The sequence below is a fragment of the Alkaliphilus crotonatoxidans genome (genome assembly GCF_054658015.1).
Map to the genome: position 1 here is coordinate 823,824 of NZ_BAAHXS010000006.1, position 21,762 is coordinate 845,585.

Here is a 21,762-nt window from a genome sequence, read left to right on the forward strand (position 1 = left end):
ATAATTATGTTAATTTAGCTTCAATTCCTCCAGGGCCACAGATATAGCCTTATCATCAAAGCCTTTTTGCTTGAGGCCCGCTATGATCTTCATTTTAAGCTGATACGGATTTTTAGCTTTTTTTTGATTTTTTTGCAGCAGCTTTGCAGCCAGTTCCCTGGCTTGAATCTGATATGTATCCTCCTGCTGAGCAATGACATCCTGAACTTCCTGATCCTGATCGAGATAGTCCATTGCACCTTGAATTAGCTCCCAGCCATATCCTTTATTTAAGAGCTTGATAGTAAGCTTTTCTTTAATTTGATTTAAGGGCAGCTTCTGCTTAGATAAAAAATATTTCATGGCTATTTTGTTGCAGTTATCTTGCTCCTCCTGGAGGCTGTATTGTTCTAAGCCTGCTTCAATCATCTCTTTATCAACGCCCCGTTGATGTAACTCCTGACGAATTCGAAGTCTTCCCTTTAATTGAGACTTTCCCTTATAACCCACAAAGCTTTGTACATATTTTTCATCATCAACAAACTGGTAATGAGCTAACTTTCCCAGGGTTACTGCCGTTACTTCCTCATCATAGCCCTTTCTTTTAAGATAATTAATAATCTCCTGTTGTGTTCTTTGTCGACTAGAAAGGTAGCCAAGGGCCTGATGAAAGGCTTCCTTTAGATTATTCTCCCGTATTAGCTCCTGAAGACCGCCCACATCAATCCTTAAGCCCTTCTTAAGTTTAAAACGAGTTATAATTTCCACGTGACAGCTAAAGCCATACTCATCATCCAGAAATATATTGTACCGATCATGGTTGCCTCTTTGCTGTTCAATACCAGTAATTGTTTTCATACAATCACTTCCTTTGTGTTGATTTCGATTCTTTTATTCTAATTCATTTCAGGATAAATTAAAAGCCAAGGTGACAATATCTTTTTAGATTTTTAGCATGTTTATTATAATACTACAAATAATACAATCAATAGCTAATGGAGGAGATTTTATGCCAGAGGGCCAGGTTAAGCTGGATCAAAAGACAAAAAATCTGATTGAAAGACTTCAGCCAGGCGATATAGCCGTCATTCAACACGAGGATCTGGATGAAATTGCTGCTAATTCTCTGGTTTCTAAAAAGGTGGCGGCTGTAATCAATTGTTCAAAATCAATTAGCGGTAAATATCCCAATTTGGGACCCAGTCAACTTTTGAAATATAAAATTCCTCTTTACGAAGTGATCGAAGGAAACCCCTTTGAAGCCCTTCAGGAGGGAGACTGGGTCAGGGTATCAAAGGAAGCTCTTTATATTGAAGATAGAATGATTGCGACCCTTAAACAGCTTTCCCCCCAGGAAGTAGCGCAAGCTCTAGGGGAAGCAGAGAAAAATTTAAAGCATCAGCTAAACTATTTTATTGACAATACCCTTCACTACGCAGAAAGGGAAAAAGCACTAATATTAGAGGAGCTTAAGCTCCCTAAAACATCGCTAAGCTTTAAGGGCAAACACGTTCTGGTGGTGGTCAGGGGAAAAAGCTATCGGGAAGACCTGGCAGCCATTCGATCCTATATAAAAGAGGTTAAACCCCTTTTGATTGGTGTTGACGGAGGAGGCGATGCCCTGATGGAATTTGGTTTTACTCCGGATTTATTAATTGGAGATATGGACAGTGTTAGTGATCGTTGTTTAAAAAGATCCAAGGAAATCATCGTCCATGCCTATCCCGATGGCAGGGCGCCTGGACTTAGACGCATAGAAAATCTGCAATTAAAGGCCCAAACCTTCCCTGCTTCAGGTACCAGTGAAGACATTGCCATGCTCTATGCCTATGAACTGGGGGCAGAGTTAATTGTCGTGGTGGGAACCCATAGCAATATGATTGATTTCTTAGAAAAGGGCAGAAAGGGAATGGGTAGTACTTTTCTGGTTAGAATGAAAATTGGAACAAGGCTGGTGGATGCCAAGGGAGTTAGCCAATTATACTGTAATAATGGCGATTTTAGTCATCTTTTTTATATTGGATTGGCTTCTTTAATTCCTATTTTAATTATTACCGCTCTATCTGAACCCTTTCGATACCTTTTGAGGCTTTTATACATGCGTATAAGATTGTATTTAGGCTACTAGATAAGGAGGCCTGCTATATGGTTATTAATATCCGTTATTATGTCATTACCATCGTAGCTATTTTCATTTCAATTGGATTGGGAATTGTCATTGGATTCAATCTTAACAGTAACGATATCTATATTAATCAGCAAAAAATTCTTCTGGAATCCCTTGAAGAAAGATTTAGTGAGCTTAGAATCGAAAAGGAATATTTTACAACCCAGATAGAGCAATTAAAAATTGAAAATCAAAAAAATATGAATTTTATCGACATCATTTATGATGAAGTAATTAACAATCAGTTAATTGATATGTCTATGGCCATTATCATTACCACAGATAATTATTATTATAGCGATATTAGAAATGTACTTGAAGGTGCCGGCGCAACGATTCCCATCGAAATACAAATAACTGATAAAATCCATGGGGTCCAATCCGTTAGCCTTGATACAGAGGAAGGAACCTCTGTTCAGGTTAACGGTCTTCAGGAGCTTGCCGGAATTATCAATAACGAGGTTGTGAAATTAATTTTGGAAGGAAATGAATCGCTTCTACTAAAAACCCTTGCCCGGGAAGGATACATAAAATACATATACGATGAGACTTCATACGTAAAAAATCCCGCAAAACAGGTAATTATGGCCGGGGGCGGCCTGGTTGAGGGGACGCAAAAGCTGACAATGGTAGATTTATCCCTGATGGATACCTTGTTAAACCATGGTATTTCCATTGTTGGTGTAGAAAGAAATGACGTAAGCTATTCTTATTTACCCTATTATCAGAAGAGAAATATTCCTGTTATTGACCAGATCAACACAACCATGGGGAAAATATCATTAGTCATCACCTTAGATCCAGAAGGTTGATTTTGTACATTTGGAGGCGATTTCCTTGAATTCCTATGTTGCTGCCATTATACCCGTCTATAATGAAGGAGAAAGAATTTTAAAAACCCTTAAAGGACTAATGTCTGTAGACCTCATTCAGGAAATTATTGTGGTAGACGACGGATCCACCGATAACACAAGTGAAATCCTAAGGGGCTTTTCCAATGTGAGGCTGATTAAGCATGAAAAAAACCGTGGCAAGGCTACTGCTTTGAAGACAGGCCTGAAAGCAGCCTCCGAAGGGGCTGATATTATTGTTTTTTTAGATGGCGACTTAGAAGAAAGCAGCCGGGAAGCGGAAAAGTTGATACAGCCCCTTTTAAGGGGAGAAGCTGAAGTTACCATCGCTCAGTTCCCATCACCTAAAAAAAAGGGCGGCTTTGGTCTGGTGAAGGGGCTTATTTACCTGGGGCAAAAAATCTATACAGGAAAAAGTATTCGGTCGGCCCTTTCAGGACAACGGGCCTTTAAAAGGGAAATCCTCAATCATATAAAAATCCCCCATAATGGTTACGGAATTGAACTTTCAATGACCATTGACCTGCTGCGACAGGGCGTAGCAATAAAAGAGGTTCCTGTTGAAATGAAACATAATGAAACAGGAAGAGACCTGAGGGGCTTCCTTCATCGAGGCAGGCAATTTATACATATTTTCAAAGTTATACTCATGAAGGGCTTTCATGAGTAGAAAGGCGGCCAATGAATGGAAACTTTTATCCTTTTAATGATTACGACAGTTACAACACTAATTTTTGTTCCCCACCTTCAGGGATTATTGATTGAAGGGAACATGATTAAAAAAAATTATCAGGGAAAGGCGATTCCGGTAGGAATGGGTATTGCAATTGTTCCCGTTTTACTTTTATCCAATATCCTGCAAAACATTTTCTTAAGAAATAATGATCCTATTTCCCTTCTTTTTATGAGCGCCATCGTGACAATTGCCTTTGTAGGGGTCCTGGATGATATGCTGGGAAACCGAGATACCCTTGGCTTTAAGGGCCACATCGGTGCCCTTTTCAAGGGTAAAATCACCACCGGAGCTTTAAAGCTGCTGATTGGGGGAATGGTTGCCTTCAAGGTCAGCCTGGCCCTTTCCAGGCCCATTTCAAGCTTTATAATTGATTTGATGATTTTAGGGTTGATGACCAATTTGTTAAATCTGTTAGACCTTAGACCCGGGAGAGCCATTAAATTTTTCATATTAATCGATGCAATTCTTTTATTGAGTGGCATCATGAGGGAATTAAGTCTACAGCTTGTATCCCTGCTGGGCTTTAGCCTGGCCTATCTGCCCTTCGACTTAAAGGGGAAGGGAATGCTGGGCGATGTGGGGGCCAACCCCCTGGGAATAGCCCTTGGAATAGGCATTGTATATAGCTTAAGCCTAAGGTTAAGGCTAATCATATTAGTATTACTGCTATTTATTCACTTGATTGCAGAAAAGCATTCCATTACTGCCTTAATTAAAAAGAATCGTATACTGAATTACCTGGACGAATTGGGTAGAAAATAAATGAACAGACCTTCTGTATAAAAGGGGTGTACAATATGCTGAGCTATCAAATGGGAATTGTGAAAAAAATTCAATATCAACAAAACGATTATTCAGAAGTCACCGTAATAATTGATGATAAAGAAGCGAGGGCAATCAACTATGGTATCCTGACGGGAGCCATTGAAATAGGTGATCAAGTAATCGTCAATACCACAGCCATGGAATTGGGCCTGGGAACAGGAGGCGCCCACTTTGTTATTTATAATACCAGGCACTCAGAAAAGCCCTTAAGGGGCCCGGGGCATATTATGAAGCTTCGATATACGCCTATGCAGTTAAAGGTGTTGGCGGCAGAAGAGCAAAACAGTCCCTTTCATCAATCCTTTATTGACTTTAAAAGCCTTGATCGATTACCTGTGTTGGTTGCTGAACTCCACAGCATGCTTTTACCGCTGGTTTGCACCTTGAAATACAGAGCTGAAAATTTAAAAATTGCCTATATTATGACCGACGGAGCCGCCCTTCCTATTGAGCTAAGCCGTACAGTATCAATACTGAAGCAAAAAAAATTACTGGATAAAACCATTACCATCGGTCATTCCTTCGGGGGCGATTATGAATGTGTTAATATTTATAACGGATTAATTGCAGCTAAGGAAATTGTCCGTTGCCATGTGGCAATTGTCACCATGGGCCCAGGGATTGTGGGAACATCCACCCCCTTTGGATTTTCGGGGGTAGAACAGGGGCCCATTCTGGATGCCGTCTATCAATTGGGGGGAACTTCAATTTTTGTTCCCCGGATTAGCTTCTCAGATCAGCGTAAGAGGCACCAGGGCATCAGCCATCACAGCTTAACGGTGCTGGATAAGCTAACCCACCAGCCCACCCATGTGATACTGCCCAAAATCTCCCCTCCCCAAAGAGAAGTCATTGTTAAACAAATAAATAGCTTGAAAAATATTCAAAAACACTATATTGTAGAAGTGGATGGAAGCATATTGAAGGAAGCACTGAATTTTTTTCAACTAGAAGTCAATACCATGGGTCGAGGATTTCACCAGGATGAAGCCTTTTTCTTAGCCTGTGGCGCTGCCGCCCAGTATGGTCTTACCAAGATAGGCCAGGGAAAAGAATAGGAGGAAAAAAAGATGAAGATTGATGAAAAAACCTTAAAAAGTGAGCGAATATATGAAGGAAAGGTAATTAATTTACGAGTTGATACGGTAGAGCTGCCTGATCGAAAATACTCCAAGAGAGAAATTGTTGAGCATGACGGAGCCGTCGGTATTCTGGCAATAACAGAAGAGAACAAGCTTATATTCGTAAAGCAATTTAGAAAATCGGTAGAAGATACATTATTGGAGATTCCTGCTGGCCGGATAGAGCCAGAGGAGGCACCTATTGACTGTGCCAGGCGAGAACTTGAGGAGGAGACAGGCTTTCAAGCCAATTCCATTTCAAAGATGATGGATTTTTACACCAGTCCTGGTTTTTCTAATGAGGTGTTACATATTTTCCTGGCCAGTGAGCTAAGGCCCGGCACTGCCAGTCCCGATGAAGATGAATATATTGAAGTTATCTATCTGACCCTAGAGGAGGCCCTACAAGCCCTCGACAGGGGAGAAATCAAAGACAGTAAAACCATTATTGCCATCCTGCAATATCAACGAATCAGTTAATGAATCCATATTTCACCATGTAAATTCGCCTAAAGGACAAGGCATAAAACTTCTTAATCAGGCATATTGTTTTAAATATAAGATTGTCTGATAAGGGGGTTTATTTGTGCCAAACAGAATAATAGAATTCATTAAAAAGCATGTACGGGATCATCTTGCTATATATTTTTTTGTATTCTTTTGCTTTTTAATTGGTATTTCTGTAGGGGCCTTTACCGTTAAGGCCGTTGACGGACACCAAAAGCTGGAGCTGGTTACCTATTTAAGAGGTTTTTTTCAATTATTTGATCATAATAGCCCCAAAGGCTTTGATATTTTTAAACAGTCCATCAATAACAACCTACAGCTTTTATTTTTAAACTGGTTGATGGGTATTTTAATTGTCGGATTACCCTTTATTTTTTTAATTATAGGCTTCAAGGGCTTTGTAATGGGCTTTACCGTTGGCCTTCTGATCGAAGAATTCAAGCTCCAGGGAATATTACTGTTTCTTTTTGCGGTACTGCCTCACCAGATTCTGATAATACCAGCCTTTCTTTTTATTGCCGTCTGTTCAGTCAGCTTTTCCCTTAGCTTTATTAAGAGCAGGATCAATAAAACCAGGGCCTTTCATTTTTCAAAGAAGCTAATAGCCTATAGCTATATTCACTTGATGGCAGCATTGGTAATGGTCTTTGCGGCCCTGATTGAATCTTTTATTGTCCCATTTTTTATCAAGCTAATTGTAAGGGCCACGGGGGCTTGATAACTTGTTCCAGTCGAAATGGGCAGAAAAATAATAAAAAAATATTTTTTTGCAGGAATTCTATTTGATTCGACGAATAATTGAAATATGGGTCTATAGGAAATAATAGACATTCTAGGGTGTGAAATAAAAAGTTTTAATCTAAAGCTTAAAGCATAATGCACTTATTTATTATTATTTGTTTTAATTGAATAGAGGGAGTTATTGAAAAATGTATGAACTAATAGAAGATTTTACCGATTATTTAGCAAATGAAAAGCAGCTTTCCACAAATACCCTGGAATCTTATCGTCGAGATATCAGGCAATATGTTGGGTACCTATCGGAAAATAAAATTACAAGCCTTGAGACAACAACTAAAACCACCATCATTACATATCTGATTTATTTACAAAACAAAGGGAAGGCAGCTTCTACCATATCCAGAAACATCGCTTCCATCAGGAGCTTTTATCAATTTCTCCTGGCCCAGAATCGTGTTGAAAAGGACCCTACCATTAATTTGGAATCCCCCAGGGCAGAAAAAAAAGCCCCTAGCATTTTATCCCTTCGGGAAACAGAAATGCTTCTGAATCAACCGGAAATGGATTCACCCAAGGGGATCAGAGATAAAGCCATGCTGGAGCTTTTATATGCAACCGGCATTCGGGTTAGTGAGCTGATATCTTTAAATGTTGATGATGTCAACCTTGATATGGGCTATATTCGATGCTGTAACGGCATGAAGGAACGAATCATACCTATTGGTTCCGTAGCCATTAAGGTGTTGAGCAGTTATCTTGAAAATCATCGAAACAGCTTTATTAAGGGGCATGATGAACCGTCTCTGTTTTTAAATTGCCACGGGAAAAGGTTAACACGCCAGGGGTTTTGGAAAATCATTAAAGCCTACACCAAGAAGGCTCAATTGGAAAAAACCATAACACCCCATACCCTTAGGCATTCCTTTGCTACCCATTTGATACAAAACGGTGCTGATTTAAAATCGGTTCAGGAAATGTTAGGTCATTCAGATATTTCAACAACTCAAATCTATATGCACTTAACAAAAAATAAAATAAAGGAAGTATATGATAAAGCACATCCAAGGGCCTAGCAATAGGCTCTTTTTTAACCAGGGTCCTGGATAAAAGTCATTAAATTATATTAACGTATTTTCATCAGGGTATAATAACACTAAAATAATGAAAGGAATGTTAGCGAATGATCAATCGTGTTGTTTTATTTGTAATGGATAGCGTTGGAATTGGTGCCCTTCCTGATGCCCATGCCTTTGGCGATGAGGGAGCCAATACCATAGGAAATATAGTAAAGGCAACCGGTGGACTAAATTTACCTAATTTACAGCTTCTGGGCCTGGGAAATATCGATGGAGTTACAGGAATTGAACCCCTGTCTTCTGTGAAGGGTGCCTACGGAAGATCGGCCGAGGTTTCCAATGGTAAGGATACCACCACCGGCCATTGGGAGCTGGCAGGAATCCATGTAACAGAGCCCTTTCAAACCTTCCCCCAGGGGTTCCCTGAAGAGGTAATTAAAACCTTTGAGGAAAGAACAGGGCGAAGGGTCATTGGCAATAAGCCGGCCTCTGGCACCGTCATTTTAGACGAGCTGGGGGGGGAACATATGAAAACCGGGGCGGTAATTGTCTATACTTCAGCCGATAGCGTCTTTCAGATAGCAGCCCATGAACAGGTGGTTCCGCTGGAGGAATTATACCGAATGTGTGAAACTGCCAGGGAAATTATGATGGGAAAATATGCAGTGGCCCGTATTATTGCCAGGCCCTTCTTAGGAAAGCCAGGCAGCTTTGAAAGAACACCCAATCGCAGAGATTATTCCCTTGATCCCTTTGAAGATACCCTGCTCGATAAGGCAAAGGCTTCTGGTCTTGATGTAATTGCCATAGGAAAAATAGAAGATATCTATAATGGGAAGGGGATAACAGAGGCAATCCATACCAAGGATAATTTGGCAGGTATTCAGGCCACCATTGACTATCTCAAAAAAGATAATCAGGGCATTATTTTCACGAATTTAGTAGATTTTGATTCAAAATATGGCCATAGAAGAGATCCAGAGGGCTACCGAAGGGCCTTGGAGGAAATGGATGAAAGAATTCCTGACCTATTAGAAAGTTTACGACCTACAGATATGATTATTTTTACGGCTGATCACGGCAATGATCCCACCTTCCGGGGAAGTGACCATACCAGGGAATATATTCCCATTTTAATCTATGGTGAAAACATCAAAGAAAATGTTAATATTGGAACAAGAAAATCTTTTGCCGATATCGCCGCCACTATATCTGACATATTGGAGATTCCTGCCACCGGTAAGGGTGAAAGCTTTAAGAATAGCATACTTAAATAAGGAAGGAGCATACAAATGGATTTAATGCAAAAAATTCAAGAGGCCGCCGAATTTCTGAAAAAAGAAGTTAATGGGCCCCTCCAAATTGGACTGATCTTAGGGTCAGGCCTGGGTATTTTAGCCGACGAAATAGAAAATCCAACGGCGATTCCCTACAATCGAATTCCTCATTTTCCAGTTTCTACAGTAGAGGGCCATGCAGGGGAGCTGGTTTTTGGCAAGCTAAATAACAAAATGGTCATGGCCATGAAGGGGCGCTTTCATTATTATGAAGGCTATACAATGGAAGAAGTCACCTTTCCAGTTCGTGTTATGAAGGCACTGGGAATAGATACCATTATTGTAACCAATGCTGCAGGTGGCGTAAATCGCAGCTTTTCTCCGGGAGATTTAATGATTATTACAGATCATATTAATTTTGCCTTTAATAACCCATTAATGGGAAAAAATGAGTCAATGCTGGGCCCTCGTTTTCCAGACATGTCCCAGGCCTATGATTCAAACCTCATTGACCTTGCCCAAAGGGCGGCCAAAGAAATCAATTTACCTGTACAAAAAGGTGTATATACCTATTTTAGCGGGCCAACCTATGAAACCCCTGCTGAAATTAGAATGGTCGATTTCTTTGGAGGGGATGCCGTCGGCATGTCCACTGTTCCCGAGGTTATGGCCGCAATTCATGGTGGTCAACGGGTTTTAGGTATCTCATGCATCAGTAATATGGCAGCAGGAATTCTACCCCAGCCCCTAAGTCATGATGAGGTGATTGAAACTACCCAAAGGGTAAAGCAGCAGTTTGTTGATTATGTCAAGACCATTTTGACCTATATATGATCGGAGGAGACGCATATGAGCCAATTAATAGAAAAAATCAATGAAGCTAAGAAATGCCTACAGGAGAAAATTAGTCAGCAGCCTGAAGTTGGACTTATTTTAGGTTCAGGACTGGGGGATCTGGCCGATGAGATTGAAGATGCTGTTGTAATTGATTATGCTGATATACCTAATTTCCCTGTTTCAACTGTAGAGGGCCATGCAGGACAGTTAATTATTGGCAGGCTAGAGGGAAAAATGGTGATGGCCATGAAGGGACGCTTTCATTTTTATGAAGGCTACACCATGACCGAGGTGACCTTTCCTGTAAGGGTTATGCAGGCTTTGGGAGTGAAGCTGTTAATAGTTACAAACGCCTGCGGCGGATTGAATCCCAAGCTTCATCCCGGTGCCCTTATGATTATCAATGACCATATTAATTTTATGGGAACGAATCCCTTAATGGGAAAAAATGAGCCCGAGCTTGGCCCAAGATTTCCTGATTTGTCAAGGGCCTATGATCCTCAATTGATCTCCCTGGCCCATGAGGTAGGTAATAAGCTTGCTATTGAAACCTTTGAAGGGGTTTATCTGGCCATCAGCGGACCTAACTATTTTTCAAAGGCTGAGCTTAGAATGGTTACTAGATTTGGAGCCGATACCATTGGTATGTCCACCGTGCCCGAGGTAATTACAGCGGCCCATGGAGGACTTAAAACCCTTGGAATTTCTTGTGTTACAGACATGGCCATACCTGACAGCCTAGAGTCCATCAGCCACGAGCAGGTTATGGAGGTAGCCAATCAAACGAAGCCAAAATTCATTAAACTAGTAAAAGCTATTATTAAAGAGGTAGAATTAACATGGTAATGACCGATATAATTTTGAAAAAAAGAAATGGCGAGGCCTTAACCAGGGAAGAAATTCATTATTTTGTTCAGGGCTATACAGAGGGTAGTATTCCAGATTACCAGGCAGCAGCCTTATTAATGGCCATATATTTTCAAAAAATGAATGAAGCTGAAACCGCCTATTTAACCGAAGCCATGATGAATTCCGGCAGTATTGTGGATTTATCGAAAATTGAAGGTATTAAGGTGGATAAGCACAGTACCGGGGGGGTAGGAGACAAAACCACCATTGCCCTGGGGGCCATGGTGGCGGCCTGTGGTGTTCCTGTAGCCAAAATGTCAGGCAGGGGATTGGGGCACACCGGGGGCACCATCGATAAGCTGGAATCCATTCCGGGCTTTTCAGTGGAAATGGAAATTATTCAATTTATTCAAAATGTCAATGAGATCAAATTGGCGGTGGTAGGTCAAACCCAAGATTTAGCACCGGCCGATAAAAAGCTTTATGCCCTTCGGGATGTGACGGGAACAGTGGATAACCTTTCCTTAATCGCCAGCAGTATTATGTCTAAGAAGCTGGCAGCAGGCGCCGATGCCATTTTACTGGATGTTAAAACCGGCTCTGGAGCCTTTATGAAAACGCTGGAGGATTCCTACAGTTTAGCCCAGGAAATGGTGAAAATTGGCTATCGTATGAATCGTGATACCATAGGCATCGTTACCGATATGGATCAACCCCTCGGGAGTGCCATCGGTAATTGTCTGGAGGTGATGGAGGCCGTTGATACCCTTCGAGGCCATGGGCCCAAGGATTTTACCAAGCTATGCATTTATTTAGGTGCTTATATGCTATTATTGGCTAAAAAGGTTTCATCGGTAGAGGCCGGAGTAGAAAAAATGCAATCCGCTATCGATACAGGGGAGGCCTTGAAGGCATTAAAGACTTTCGTAAAAAGGCAGGGTGGAGACTGCTCCTTCATCGAAGACCCCCAGTTATTACCCCAAGCTAAATTTAATTGCCATGTTATTGCAGAAAAAGCAGGCTTTATTCAATCCATTGATGCCCAATTGGTGGGATTAAGTGCCTTAAGCCTTGGAGCGGGCCGTGCCACCAAGGAAAGCACCATCGATCTAACCGTTGGAATTCGCCTTCATAAAAAGACCGGCGACCTGGTACAAAAAGGGGAAGCCCTTGCTACAATTTATTATAATGATGAAGGCAAAAAGGAAGAGGCCTTAAAAAAGCTCTTTAATGCTTACAAAATTGCTGATGAAAAGCCTCAAACCAGACCTTTAATCTTTGGGGTGGTTACCAAGGATGGCATAACTCAATTGAACCTGTCATAAAAATTAAATTCTATAGCCCAGCAGCAACCATTCAAAAAGTTGCCACTGGGCTTTTATCATGAGTCTTTTCGTAATATACGACTTAGCTTTCTATTGTGGATGATTCTCGGTATCTTACGATACTGGTATTTATTCAACAGGCGAGCTTAAAAAAATGATTTCAAAAAATTACAAGTGTCTTTTTCTGATACTGATCTAATCTCTAAGTATAATGCTTTTCCTTCGTGGGGAAGATAACTATAAAACGAAGAAGGAGGAGCATGTAAAATGAAAAGGATTAATAGATTAATTTGCATATTGCTGGTATTAACATTTATTTTAACTGTACCTATGTTAGATGTCTACGGCCAGCAGCCCTTTGAAATAGATGCCCGTTCCGCCATTTTAATTGATGCCGGAACCGGAACAGTACTCTATGAAAAGAATGTCCATGAAGCATTGCCGCCGGCCAGTGTCACTAAAATTATGACAATGCTCTTGGTCATGGAGGCATTGGCCAATAACCAGATTACCCTGGAGGACCAGGTGGTTGTCAGCGAACTTGCATCCAGCATGGGGGGCACCCAATTATATTTGGAGCCAGGGGAGGTAAAAACAATAGAGGAGCTGATGAAGGGAATTGCCATTCGTTCCGCCAATGATGCCTGTGTAGCAGTTGGTGAACACCTGGCGGGCTCTGAGGAATTGTTTGTACAAAGGATGAATGAAAAGGCAAAGGAACTGGGGATGGAAAATACCCATTTTGTCAATAGTAATGGTCTGCCTGCAGAGGGCCATGTAACCAGTGCCTATGATATCGCCTTAATGTCTCGAGAGCTACTAAAGTATCCTGAAATTCATCGTTGGTTAACCACCTGGATGGATTCCGTCGTGGTGGGAAAAAAACAGTCCACCCAGGAGCTGGTTAATACAAATCGGCTGATTCGCTTCTATGATGGTGCCACCGGTATCAAAACCGGCTATACCACAGAAGCAAAGCATTGCCTTTCAGCATCGGCTACCCGGGGCAATACCACCTTCATTGCCGTCATTATGGGAGCCCCATCGTCACAAATACGCTTCAGCGAGGCTGCAAAGCTATTGGATTATGGCTTTGCCAATTATAATACCGTGGATGTGATTGAAAAGGAAAGTACTTTAGGGGCTTTACCGGTACAAAAGGGAAAAGTAACCGAAATTAACGGTATTGCCAGGGAAGAATTTAAACTGTTGGTGAAAAAGGGGGAGGAAGCCCAGGTTGATCAGGAAATTATCCTGCCTCAATACCTTCAGGCTCCAGTTAAAAAAGGAGAAAAAATTGGAGAGGCAATTATATCTTTAAATGGTAAAGAAGTTGGAAGGGTAGACATTATTACACCGGAAGACATTGAAAAAGCCTCTTTCCTCGATGTAATCAATCGAATGTTCAGACGAATGGTGGGTAATTAGACAGAAATTCGTTTTAATAAGCTGTCGGTAGGGTGGTTTTTCAACCACCCTACTTTTTGTATTTAGCATCATATGGTATAATTAATCATTATGCAATTAAGGAGAGAAAGAGGATGCGGGTAATTATTAGTCACCAAAATATTGATTTTGATGGATTAGCCAGCATGGTGGCCTGTTCAAAGCTGTATCCTGATGCCATGATGTTCTTTACCGGTAAGCTGGGAGACGAAGTTAAAAAGTTTATGGCATTATATAAAAATATATTGACGATTCCCCAGGCTGGAAAACTAAAGCTTGAAGAAGTTAAGGAAATGTTCATAGTTGATGTAAATAGTAAAAATAGAATTGGCAAATTTAAAGATCTAATTAATACTGGTATTCCCATTACCATATATGATCATCACCCCCTTACAGATAGCAGTATACAAGATGGGGACCAGTATATTAAACCCTATGGGGCCTGCGTGACTATTTTATTAGAGGAAATTATTAAAAAAAATATAGCCATTACCTCCTTTGAGGCAACCCTGATGGCTCTGGGAATCTATACCGATACCCATTGCCTAACCTTAAGTCATACCACCTATCATGAAGCAGAAGCAGTGGCTTATTTGTTAAAAAATGGAGCGAATTTGACAGTATTAAATGAATTTCTCAAAAGTCCCCTGGGTCCTCAGCAGGATCAATTACTGACCATGCTGCTGAATCACTGTGAGGTCCACCATATTAACGGCTATCAAATTATTATTTCTACCCTGGAGCGGGAAGACTTTGTTGACGAATTGGGCACAATGGCGGAAAAAATGATTGCGCTTAAAAAATGCGATGCCTTATTTTTAATTGTTAAAATGGAAAATCGATGTTATATTATCGGCAGAAGCCAGGCAGAAGAAATAAATATCCCTTTTATTTTAAAACCCTACGGAGGCGGGGGACATCCAAAGGCGGCCTCAGCATCGGTGAAGGATGGCAGCCTGGCAGAAATACATAATCAAGTACTGGAGATCCTAAGGTTAAAAACAAAGCATCAAATTACAGCACGGGATATTATGAGTTATCCTGTTAAAACTGTTTTTGAAGAGATGACGATTCATGAGGTAAATAAAATTATGCTGCGCTATGGCCATACAGGACTACCGGTGGTGAAAAATGATACTTTAATTGGCATTATCTCCCGTACCGATGTCGACAAAGCCATCGTCCATGGCTTAGGTCATGCACCTGTCAAGGGCTTCATGAGCCATCATGTTAAAACGGTTGAACCCAATACCCCGGTAACTGAAATAAACAGTCTATTGGTGGATTATCATATCGGCCGACTGCCTGTCCTGAAGGAAGATAGGATCATTGGCATTGTAACAAGAACAGACCTCCTTAAGGTATTGCATGGAGAGCATAATTATCCCTCCTGGTATAAGAAAACCTTTAATAGTTCATTGGGTCATTCCAGTAAGAAAATCAACTATCTTGATCAAATACAAAGGCTTCCAGAGGATATTTATGATATTCTTAAAACTGCAGGGCAAATAGGAGATGAGCTTGGCAGCAAGGTTTTTGTAGTGGGTGGATTTGTTCGAGACCTTCTATTGAATCGTGCTAACTGGGATATTGATATTGTCATCGAAGGAGAAGGCATCGCCTTTGCAGAAAGGCTCAATGGTTCTTTAAAGGGAACGATGAAATCCTTTGAACAATTTAACACCGCCATGATTACCCTGGCTAATGGTCAAACAATTGATATTGTCACGGCAAGAAGGGAATATTATGAGTACCCAGCGGCCCTTCCCAGGGTAGAAAAGAGCTCAATTTGGAGTGATTTATTCAGAAGGGATTTTACGATAAACTGTATGGCTATTCAATTGAATAAACCTGAAATGGGTCTGCTGGTAGACTATTTTGGGGGACTTCGGGATCTAAAGGACAAAAAAATTAGGGTTCTTTACAACCTCAGCTTCATTGAAGACCCCACCAGAATCTTTAGAGCCCTTCGTTTTTCTACCCGTTTAGACTTTGAAATTGAGTCTGAGACAACCTTTTTTATGAAGCAGGCAATAGAGGACAATATGATTAAAAAGCTCAGTAACGATCGAATTAGAGAAGAGCTGCTTCATCTATTGGGTGAGCCAAAGCTTGCGGAAAATATCAAGAGACTCGATGACTATGGCATATTACGGAGCCTGCATCCGTCATTAAAGCTCGATGATCACACGCTAAAAAAGCTGGCCATGATAGATGAAGCCATAGAACAGTTTCAAGGCCTCTATAAATCACAGTTGAACCCCATTACACTGGCAATCCTGATTCTAGTGGGGAGTACATCTTATGATGCTGTAGGTGAACTGATCAATCAGTTTACCAGTAATCAGGGATCCGCCAGTAGGATGGAGGCGGCCTTAAAAAACCGTGACCATGTATACAGGGCTCTAAAGCAGGAGGAAGTAGATCGTTTTACATTATTTCAGCTTATCCACCCATTAGAAGCCAATATCATTGTGTACTATTACATCGATTGCTTTGATCCCTATGTACGTCATTATCTGCGCTTTTATGCCCTTAAGCTGAAGGATATTCATATCAGCATATCAGGGAAGGATTTACAGGCAATGGGTATTAAACCCGGCCCCATCTATAAAACAATTCTAGATGCAGTATTAAAGGAAAAGGTTTTGGGCCGCCTTTATCATCGTACCGACGAATTGACCTATGCAGCAAATATATATGAAAATTTGAAGGGAGAAGGGCATGTTTCCAGCTAATTTCAGTTTGATTAACCTCAATCGAATCATTATTACCCTGCCGGGAATCCTGTTGGCGATAACCTGTCATGAATTTGCCCATGCCTATGTAGCCTATCGATTTGGAGACCCTACGGCAAAACACTATGGCAGATTAAGCTTGAATCCCATTAAGCATATTGACCCCTTTGGCTTTATCTTATTGTTGATTGCAGGCTTTGGTTGGGCCAAGCCGGTACCGATCAACCCCAATTATTTTAAAAACCGAAAATTGGGTACCTTTTTGGTTTCTATTGCCGGGGTCACTGTCAATATGCTGCTGGCCATACTGCTGACCGCCTTATTGGGATTGGCTTTCGTATTTTCCGAAAGTCAGCTTCTTATTGATATCATCTATTACGGTATAACAATAAATATTGTGCTGGCTGTATTTAATCTTTTTCCAATCCCTCCCCTGGACGGCTCCAAAATACTGTTGACCTTTTTGCCGGAAAGGGCAGAATACTATTATTATCGATATCAAAAATATTCCCATATACTGCTTTTTGCATTGATCATTTTTAATGGGATTGATGCTGTGTTGATTCCTGTGGTAGAATTTTTTATAACGGGTTTAATCAACATCTTAATGCTGTTTTTATAGGAGGAACGAGATGGCCTATAACATAAAACTAGAAGCCTTTGAAGGGCCCTTTGACCTGCTATTTCATTTGATTGAAAAGAACGAAATCGATCTGTATGATATTCCGATCAATGAGGTAACCGATCAATACATTCATTACATCAAGACCATGGAAGAGCTAGACCTGGATGTGACCAGTGAATTTCTGGTTATGGCAGCAACCCTATTGGAAATCAAATCTAAGCTTCTGTTGCCCGTAGAGGTGGTGGAAAATGAGCAATTAGAGTTTGAAGAGGTGGATCCACGAAATGAGTTGGTAAGAAAATTACTGGAATATAAAAAATATAAGCTGGCAGCAGAGGTATTTAAGGAAAAGGAATCCCTATTAAGCAAATTGTATTTTAAACCCAGGGAGGAGCTCATTTTCGACACAGAAGAGAAGGATTTTACTGTTGATGAATTGGAGTTGCCAGATTTAATGAAGGCCCTGGAGCGAGTTTTGGCAGGTAAACCCCTTCGTCAAAGGGGGGGGAATCCCTTTAGACAAATGCAGCGGGATGCCTTCACCATTGAGGAAAAGATCAATGACCTGCTAAAGCAGCTATCATTGAAGCCCGTTCTTCACTTCAATCGCCTATTTGAATCCCTTGGCAGTAAAAACGAAATTATTACCACCTTTCTGGCATTGCTTGAGCTGATTCGACTAAAAAAAATCACCGTAAAGCAAGACCTCTGCTTTACAGAAATTTTAATACAAAAAAAAGAATATAACTAGTTTAGAGGTGTAATAAATGAATGAAGAGCACATCAAATCAGCAATAGAGGCTATTCTTTTTGCATGGTCTGACCCTTTGTCCCTAAAGGATATCAGTAAAACCCTGGGAGCAGATGAGAAGACCATTACCAAACTGCTCAAGGAAATGATTGATGAGTTTAATTACCAAAAAAGGGGAATTCAAATAATTAAAATGAATGACCATTATCAATTAGCCACCAGGCCCGAGCACTTTGAATATCTGCAAAAATTAATGGAACCAAAGCAAAATAAAGGTCTGACCCAGGCGGCCCTGGAAACATTGGCCATTATCGCCTATCGTCAGCCCATTCCCAAGGGGGAAATTGAATCGATTCGGGGAGTAAAATGTGATAAAGCCCTGGCCACTCTATTAGAAAAGGATCTAATAGAAGAGAAGGGACGTTTAGAAAAAACCGGCAGGCCAATTATCTACGGAACCACCTTAAATTTTTTAAAGAGCTTTGGTTTAAATTCCCTGGATGACCTTCCGCCAATTACTGAATTTCAATTACTAACCGAAGAAGAAAATGAAATAAAGGATCTACTTTTTAATAAATAGGAGGCAATCGATGTTAATTTATGCCGTCAGGGTAGAGAAGCAACTGTCCCCTAAGTACCTTTCCTGTTTGAAAGGGTACTTATCTGAGGGTGAACAAGAAAAAATAAATCGGTTTAGAAAATGGCAGGACGCCCAGCGAAGTCTTGTGGGAAGAATATTAATGAGGTGCCTTGTCCTTCACTATTCCCCCGTAGCCATCGAACATATTACCTTTGGCACAAATGAATATGGCAAACCCTATCTTAAGGGTTTTTCTGACCTATGCTTTAATATATCTCATTCAGGTCAGTGGGTCGTAGGGGCCATTGATAAAGGCAAGGTTGGAATAGATATTGAAGAAATCAATGAAATTGATTTAAAAATAGCCGATCGGTTCTTCTCATCGGCCGAATGCCGTCAGCTTTACAGCCAACCCGCTAATCAAAGGCTTTCCTATTTCTTTGACCTTTGGACTCTGAAGGAAAGCTACATAAAAGCAGTGGGGCACGGATTATCATTGGGCTTAGGTTCCTTTACCATTATCAAAGGCAAGGATGACATTACCCTTTCCCCCCCGGTAGAGCCCCATTTCTTTAAACAATATGAGGGCTTTGATGGCTATAAGCTGTCTGTTTGTTCAAAAAATAATCATTTTCCGGCAGAAGTCCAGATTTTCCAGCTCGATGAGTTCTTTAGCTTTTCTATCAAGACACTAGGCAGCTAACCTGAATAATTCCTCAGGAAAATTTTTATAATGTAGAGTAGATAAAACATTCAACTGGAAGATAATCTAAACCATGGGTAGGCTGCTAACCGGCGTCTAAATTTAAAATAATAAAACCCCTGCTTCTGATTGAAAGACGGTACCTTCAATTTAAGAATAGGGGTTTTTATGATTACAATATCAGCATCATTTCCCGCAGAACCTTTGATGCCACTGCTGTGGAAACCCCTGTGGGATCATAATCAGGAGAAAGCTCCACCACATCGGCACCTACAATATTAAGTCTTGAGAGCTGTTTTATAATTTTCATCATATCGGAAAAACCAATACCTCCTGGCTCTGGCGTTCCAGTTCCAGGGAAAATGGAAGGATCTAATATATCAAGGTCTATGGTAACGTACACAGGCTTATTACCTACCATTTTTACAGCCTCAGCAAGCCTGTCATAGCCAAACTTATTTAAAAAGGTATGTCCTTCATCGGCCCATTGAAACTCTTCCTTGAGGCCTGAACGGATACCGAATTGATATATTCGCCCATCCCCCAGCCTATCCCATATATTTTTAATCACAGTGGCATGGGAAAATTTTTCACCCATATAATCATTTCGTAAATCGGTGTGGGCGTCAAAGTGAAATACCATCAGCTCCGGATATCGCTCATAAACAGCCTCAACCGCCGGCAGCGTCACCAAATGCTCTCCTCCGATCATAAGGGGCTTTTTATTCCCCTGTACAATTCCTCTAACAAAGGCTTGAATCGTATTCAAAACCAGTTCCCGATTTCCAAAGGAAAAGCTCAAATCACCGGCATCATGGATTTTTTTATCCTCCAGGTCACGATCCAAGTAGGGGCTATAGGTTTCCAGTCCATAGGAATCAATACGAATACGGCTCGCAGCAAAACGGGAGCCTGGCCGAAAGGAACTGGTACCATCATAGGGCGCACCGAATAAAACAATGTCCGCTTCCTTTAGGCAGCTTTCACAGCCAATAAAGGTGTATTGATTAAACAATTCCATTTTCAATGTACTCCTTTACATAATTGGGTAGGGCAAAGGCGCCTTTGTGAAGCTCTGTATTGTAATACCTTGTCTTAATCCCAAAACCATTCCATATTTCAGTCCTTAGGTCATTCAGAGGATGGAATTTTTTTGAGGCAAAGCCAAACAGCCAATATCCAGAGGGATAGGTTGGAATTTGAGCCTGGTAAACCTCTACAATGGGAAAAATTCCCCTTAGCTTCGCATTGGCACGAACGGCCTCCCTGGCAAACTGCTGGTACACAGGGCTTTCATTCTGATTAACCAAAATCCCATGCTCCGTTAGGGCATTAAAGCAATTTTGGTAAAATTCAGTGGAAAATAACCCTTCGCCTGGTCCTACGGGGTCGGTTGAATCAATAATAATTAAATCGTAAGCATTTTCCTTTCCCTTCATGAAGGCGACACCATCTTCATAAAGGAGATTCACTCTGGGGTTATCCAAATCCTTGGAAATAGTAGGGAAATAGTCCCTTGCTACATCACAAACCATTTTGTCTATTTCCACCATGTCAACCCTTTCAACATGGGGGTATCTCATTAGCTCACGAACCGTACCGCCATCGCCCCCTCCAATTACCAAAACCCTGTTAATTGCTGGGTTTACAGCCATAGCTGTGTGAACAATCATATCATGATAGATAAACTCGTCCTTTTCAGTGACCATTACCAGACCATCCAGGGTCATTAGTCTGCCGTATTCATATGTATCTAATACATCAACTTTTTGAAAATCACTTTGTCCCGAAAATAAATGCTCCTTAACCTTTAGGGAAAAACGAACATTTTCTGTTTGCTCTTCAGTATACCACAATTCCATCTTCAATCCCTCCTAAAAATTATCCTCATATTTTAGTAATGCCACTTATCTACATATTTAAACAGGAATCAATTAGAAGTTGTCTTCTACAGCCTGCTGAAAAGTCAATACAATTATTCTTTCCAACGAAAAACCAGCAACTTAAAGCCTATGGCTTTGTAGCTGGCAGAATTGGCCCGATAGACCTTTGAGCAGACTGGAGTAAGGCAAATATTTAAAAAGAGGGAGGACTCGATACCCATAAAACAATAGCAGATTTATTGCCGCTATTTTCTATATAGTGAACCTGATTAGACTTAAAGCAGAAGCTCTCACCCTTTTTTATTTTGAATTTTTTACTTCCCAGGTAGAGGGTAATGGTTCCCTTTAAGACGTAACCAAATTCTTCACCCTTATGGGGCTCTTCAACATTACTGGTTCCCTTAGGTGCCAACTCAATTAAGATGGGCTCCATGGTATTTTTTTGTGCATTGGGTATTAACCAGGAGACAATATGGGCAAGCTCTTCATTTTCCGACTGGTAAATATCATCCTTCGTGAAGACAATTTTATCTTGTACATCCTCGTTGAAAAATTTTTTCACATCGGTCCCCAAGGCTTCTAAAATATCCATAAGGGTTGCAATAGAAGGTGAGGTAATGTTTCTCTCTATTTTAGAAATAAAACCTTTGGTTAAATCGCAACGCTGGGCCAGTTCCTCCTGGGTAAGCTCATTGAGAAGTCTTAATCGTTTAATTTTTTCCCCGATATCCAAATCATCACCTCC

Annotated in this window: 22 protein-coding genes; 18 read left to right on the top strand and 4 right to left on the bottom strand. The window is 40.8% G+C overall.

What is annotated here, in order from left to right:
- Positions 1–9: 9 nt before the first annotated feature.
- The gene (locus ACYQ1I_RS15920; protein WP_459767068.1) at positions 10–837 is read right to left on the bottom strand and encodes a RecX family transcriptional regulator; all 828 of its coding nucleotides are present in this window, start codon (positions 835–837) and stop codon (positions 10–12) included.
- Between the two features lie 151 nt (positions 838–988).
- Between ACYQ1I_RS15920 and steA the strand changes: the two genes are divergently transcribed.
- The 18 genes from steA to ACYQ1I_RS16010 all read left to right on the top strand — a co-directional run bounded on the left by steA (position 989) and on the right by ACYQ1I_RS16010 (position 19,134).
- Complete coding sequence (steA, locus tag ACYQ1I_RS15925; RefSeq protein WP_459767070.1) at positions 989–2,107, top strand: putative cytokinetic ring protein SteA; 1,119 nt, start codon at positions 989–991, stop codon at positions 2,105–2,107.
- A 17-nt stretch (positions 2,108–2,124) separates the two neighbouring features.
- Positions 2,125–2,958: a copper transporter gene (locus tag ACYQ1I_RS15930; protein ID WP_459767072.1), complete on the top strand. Its 834-nt coding sequence runs from the start codon at positions 2,125–2,127 to the stop codon at positions 2,956–2,958.
- Between the two features lie 25 nt (positions 2,959–2,983).
- Complete coding sequence (locus ACYQ1I_RS15935) at positions 2,984–3,667, top strand: glycosyltransferase family 2 protein (protein WP_459767074.1); 684 nt, start codon at positions 2,984–2,986, stop codon at positions 3,665–3,667.
- 15 nt (positions 3,668–3,682) lie between these two features.
- On the top strand, positions 3,683–4,495 hold the full coding sequence (locus ACYQ1I_RS15940; protein ID WP_459767076.1) for an MraY family glycosyltransferase: 813 nt from the start codon (positions 3,683–3,685) through the stop codon (positions 4,493–4,495).
- Between the two features lie 35 nt (positions 4,496–4,530).
- Positions 4,531–5,616 carry a DUF3866 family protein gene (locus ACYQ1I_RS15945; protein ID WP_459767078.1) on the top strand — a complete coding sequence of 362 codons (1,086 nt, stop codon included), beginning with the start codon at positions 4,531–4,533 and terminating at the stop codon, positions 5,614–5,616.
- 12 nt (positions 5,617–5,628) lie between these two features.
- Positions 5,629–6,159, top strand: a complete 531-nt coding sequence (locus ACYQ1I_RS15950; RefSeq protein WP_459767080.1) for an NUDIX hydrolase — start codon at positions 5,629–5,631, stop codon at positions 6,157–6,159.
- A gap of 106 nt (positions 6,160–6,265) precedes the next feature.
- The gene (gene spoIIM / locus ACYQ1I_RS15955; protein WP_459767082.1) at positions 6,266–6,904 is read left to right on the top strand and encodes a stage II sporulation protein M; all 639 of its coding nucleotides are present in this window, start codon (positions 6,266–6,268) and stop codon (positions 6,902–6,904) included.
- Between the two features lie 211 nt (positions 6,905–7,115).
- The gene (gene xerD / locus ACYQ1I_RS15960) at positions 7,116–8,000 is read left to right on the top strand and encodes a site-specific tyrosine recombinase XerD (RefSeq protein ID WP_459767084.1); all 885 of its coding nucleotides are present in this window, start codon (positions 7,116–7,118) and stop codon (positions 7,998–8,000) included.
- 107 nt (positions 8,001–8,107) lie between these two features.
- A complete protein-coding gene (locus ACYQ1I_RS15965) occupies positions 8,108–9,280 on the top strand; it encodes a phosphopentomutase (protein WP_459767086.1) in 1,173 nt (390 codons plus the stop codon).
- A gap of 15 nt (positions 9,281–9,295) precedes the next feature.
- Positions 9,296–10,114, top strand: coding sequence for a purine-nucleoside phosphorylase (locus ACYQ1I_RS15970; RefSeq protein WP_459767088.1), 819 nt, complete (start codon positions 9,296–9,298; stop codon positions 10,112–10,114).
- Positions 10,115–10,129: 15 nt separating this feature from the next.
- The gene (locus tag ACYQ1I_RS15975) at positions 10,130–10,963 is read left to right on the top strand and encodes a purine-nucleoside phosphorylase (protein ID WP_459767089.1); all 834 of its coding nucleotides are present in this window, start codon (positions 10,130–10,132) and stop codon (positions 10,961–10,963) included.
- The gene (locus tag ACYQ1I_RS15980; protein ID WP_459767091.1) at positions 10,957–12,291 is read left to right on the top strand and encodes a pyrimidine-nucleoside phosphorylase; all 1,335 of its coding nucleotides are present in this window, start codon (positions 10,957–10,959) and stop codon (positions 12,289–12,291) included. The genes ACYQ1I_RS15975 and ACYQ1I_RS15980 overlap by 7 nt, the downstream gene beginning before the upstream one ends.
- A 267-nt stretch (positions 12,292–12,558) precedes the next feature.
- Entirely contained in the window at positions 12,559–13,719 is a 1,161-nt protein-coding gene (locus ACYQ1I_RS15985) for a D-alanyl-D-alanine carboxypeptidase family protein (RefSeq protein WP_459767092.1), read from the top strand.
- A gap of 113 nt (positions 13,720–13,832) precedes the next feature.
- On the top strand, positions 13,833–16,475 hold the full coding sequence (locus ACYQ1I_RS15990; RefSeq protein WP_459767093.1) for a CBS domain-containing protein: 2,643 nt from the start codon (positions 13,833–13,835) through the stop codon (positions 16,473–16,475).
- On the top strand, positions 16,462–17,097 hold the full coding sequence (locus ACYQ1I_RS15995; RefSeq protein WP_459767095.1) for a site-2 protease family protein: 636 nt from the start codon (positions 16,462–16,464) through the stop codon (positions 17,095–17,097). The genes ACYQ1I_RS15990 and ACYQ1I_RS15995 overlap by 14 nt, the downstream gene beginning before the upstream one ends.
- Positions 17,098–17,107: 10 nt before the next feature.
- Positions 17,108–17,851, top strand: coding sequence for a segregation and condensation protein A (locus tag ACYQ1I_RS16000; RefSeq protein WP_459767097.1), 744 nt, complete (start codon positions 17,108–17,110; stop codon positions 17,849–17,851).
- Positions 17,852–17,867: 16 nt separating this feature from the next.
- Positions 17,868–18,431 (top strand): SMC-Scp complex subunit ScpB, encoded by a 564-nt coding sequence (gene scpB, locus ACYQ1I_RS16005; RefSeq protein WP_459767099.1) that lies wholly within the window; start codon positions 17,868–17,870, stop codon positions 18,429–18,431.
- A gap of 10 nt (positions 18,432–18,441) precedes the next feature.
- Positions 18,442–19,134: a 4'-phosphopantetheinyl transferase family protein gene (locus ACYQ1I_RS16010; RefSeq protein ID WP_459767101.1), complete on the top strand. Its 693-nt coding sequence runs from the start codon at positions 18,442–18,444 to the stop codon at positions 19,132–19,134.
- Positions 19,135–19,306: 172 nt separating this feature from the next.
- Here ACYQ1I_RS16010 and speB read toward each other — a convergent pair whose 3' ends face one another.
- The 3 genes from speB to ACYQ1I_RS16025 all read right to left on the bottom strand — a co-directional run bounded on the left by speB (position 19,307) and on the right by ACYQ1I_RS16025 (position 21,750).
- Entirely contained in the window at positions 19,307–20,155 is an 849-nt protein-coding gene (speB, locus tag ACYQ1I_RS16015) for an agmatinase (RefSeq protein WP_459767103.1), read from the bottom strand.
- Positions 20,142–20,996: a polyamine aminopropyltransferase gene (gene speE / locus ACYQ1I_RS16020; protein ID WP_459767105.1), complete on the bottom strand. Its 855-nt coding sequence runs from the start codon at positions 20,994–20,996 to the stop codon at positions 20,142–20,144. The genes speB and speE overlap by 14 nt, the downstream gene beginning before the upstream one ends.
- 214 nt (positions 20,997–21,210) lie before the next feature.
- Positions 21,211–21,750: a helix-turn-helix domain-containing protein gene (locus ACYQ1I_RS16025; protein WP_459767107.1), complete on the bottom strand. Its 540-nt coding sequence runs from the start codon at positions 21,748–21,750 to the stop codon at positions 21,211–21,213.
- Positions 21,751–21,762: the final 12 nt, after the last annotated feature.

What these genes read in the sequence shown, in the direction of transcription:
- ACYQ1I_RS15920 (WP_459767068.1), bottom strand. Translation starts at nt 837, where the DNA reads ATGAAAACAATTACTGGTATTGAACAGCAAAGAGGCAACCATGATCGG.
- steA (WP_459767070.1), top strand. Translation starts at nt 989, where the DNA reads ATGCCAGAGGGCCAGGTTAAGCTGGATCAAAAGACAAAAAATCTGATT.
- ACYQ1I_RS15930 (WP_459767072.1), top strand. Translation starts at nt 2,125, where the DNA reads ATGGTTATTAATATCCGTTATTATGTCATTACCATCGTAGCTATTTTC.
- ACYQ1I_RS15940 (WP_459767076.1), top strand. Translation starts at nt 3,683, where the DNA reads ATGGAAACTTTTATCCTTTTAATGATTACGACAGTTACAACACTAATT.
- ACYQ1I_RS15945 (WP_459767078.1), top strand. Translation starts at nt 4,531, where the DNA reads ATGCTGAGCTATCAAATGGGAATTGTGAAAAAAATTCAATATCAACAA.
- ACYQ1I_RS15950 (WP_459767080.1), top strand. Translation starts at nt 5,629, where the DNA reads ATGAAGATTGATGAAAAAACCTTAAAAAGTGAGCGAATATATGAAGGA.
- xerD (WP_459767084.1), top strand. Translation starts at nt 7,116, where the DNA reads ATGTATGAACTAATAGAAGATTTTACCGATTATTTAGCAAATGAAAAG.
- ACYQ1I_RS15965 (WP_459767086.1), top strand. Translation starts at nt 8,108, where the DNA reads ATGATCAATCGTGTTGTTTTATTTGTAATGGATAGCGTTGGAATTGGT.
- ACYQ1I_RS15970 (WP_459767088.1), top strand. Translation starts at nt 9,296, where the DNA reads ATGGATTTAATGCAAAAAATTCAAGAGGCCGCCGAATTTCTGAAAAAA.
- ACYQ1I_RS15975 (WP_459767089.1), top strand. Translation starts at nt 10,130, where the DNA reads ATGAGCCAATTAATAGAAAAAATCAATGAAGCTAAGAAATGCCTACAG.
- ACYQ1I_RS15980 (WP_459767091.1), top strand. Translation starts at nt 10,957, where the DNA reads ATGGTAATGACCGATATAATTTTGAAAAAAAGAAATGGCGAGGCCTTA.
- ACYQ1I_RS15985 (WP_459767092.1), top strand. Translation starts at nt 12,559, where the DNA reads ATGAAAAGGATTAATAGATTAATTTGCATATTGCTGGTATTAACATTT.
- ACYQ1I_RS15990 (WP_459767093.1), top strand. Translation starts at nt 13,833, where the DNA reads ATGCGGGTAATTATTAGTCACCAAAATATTGATTTTGATGGATTAGCC.
- ACYQ1I_RS15995 (WP_459767095.1), top strand. Translation starts at nt 16,462, where the DNA reads ATGTTTCCAGCTAATTTCAGTTTGATTAACCTCAATCGAATCATTATT.
- ACYQ1I_RS16000 (WP_459767097.1), top strand. Translation starts at nt 17,108, where the DNA reads ATGGCCTATAACATAAAACTAGAAGCCTTTGAAGGGCCCTTTGACCTG.
- scpB (WP_459767099.1), top strand. Translation starts at nt 17,868, where the DNA reads ATGAATGAAGAGCACATCAAATCAGCAATAGAGGCTATTCTTTTTGCA.
- ACYQ1I_RS16010 (WP_459767101.1), top strand. Translation starts at nt 18,442, where the DNA reads ATGTTAATTTATGCCGTCAGGGTAGAGAAGCAACTGTCCCCTAAGTAC.
- speB (WP_459767103.1), bottom strand. Translation starts at nt 20,155, where the DNA reads ATGGAATTGTTTAATCAATACACCTTTATTGGCTGTGAAAGCTGCCTA.
- speE (WP_459767105.1), bottom strand. Translation starts at nt 20,996, where the DNA reads ATGGAATTGTGGTATACTGAAGAGCAAACAGAAAATGTTCGTTTTTCC.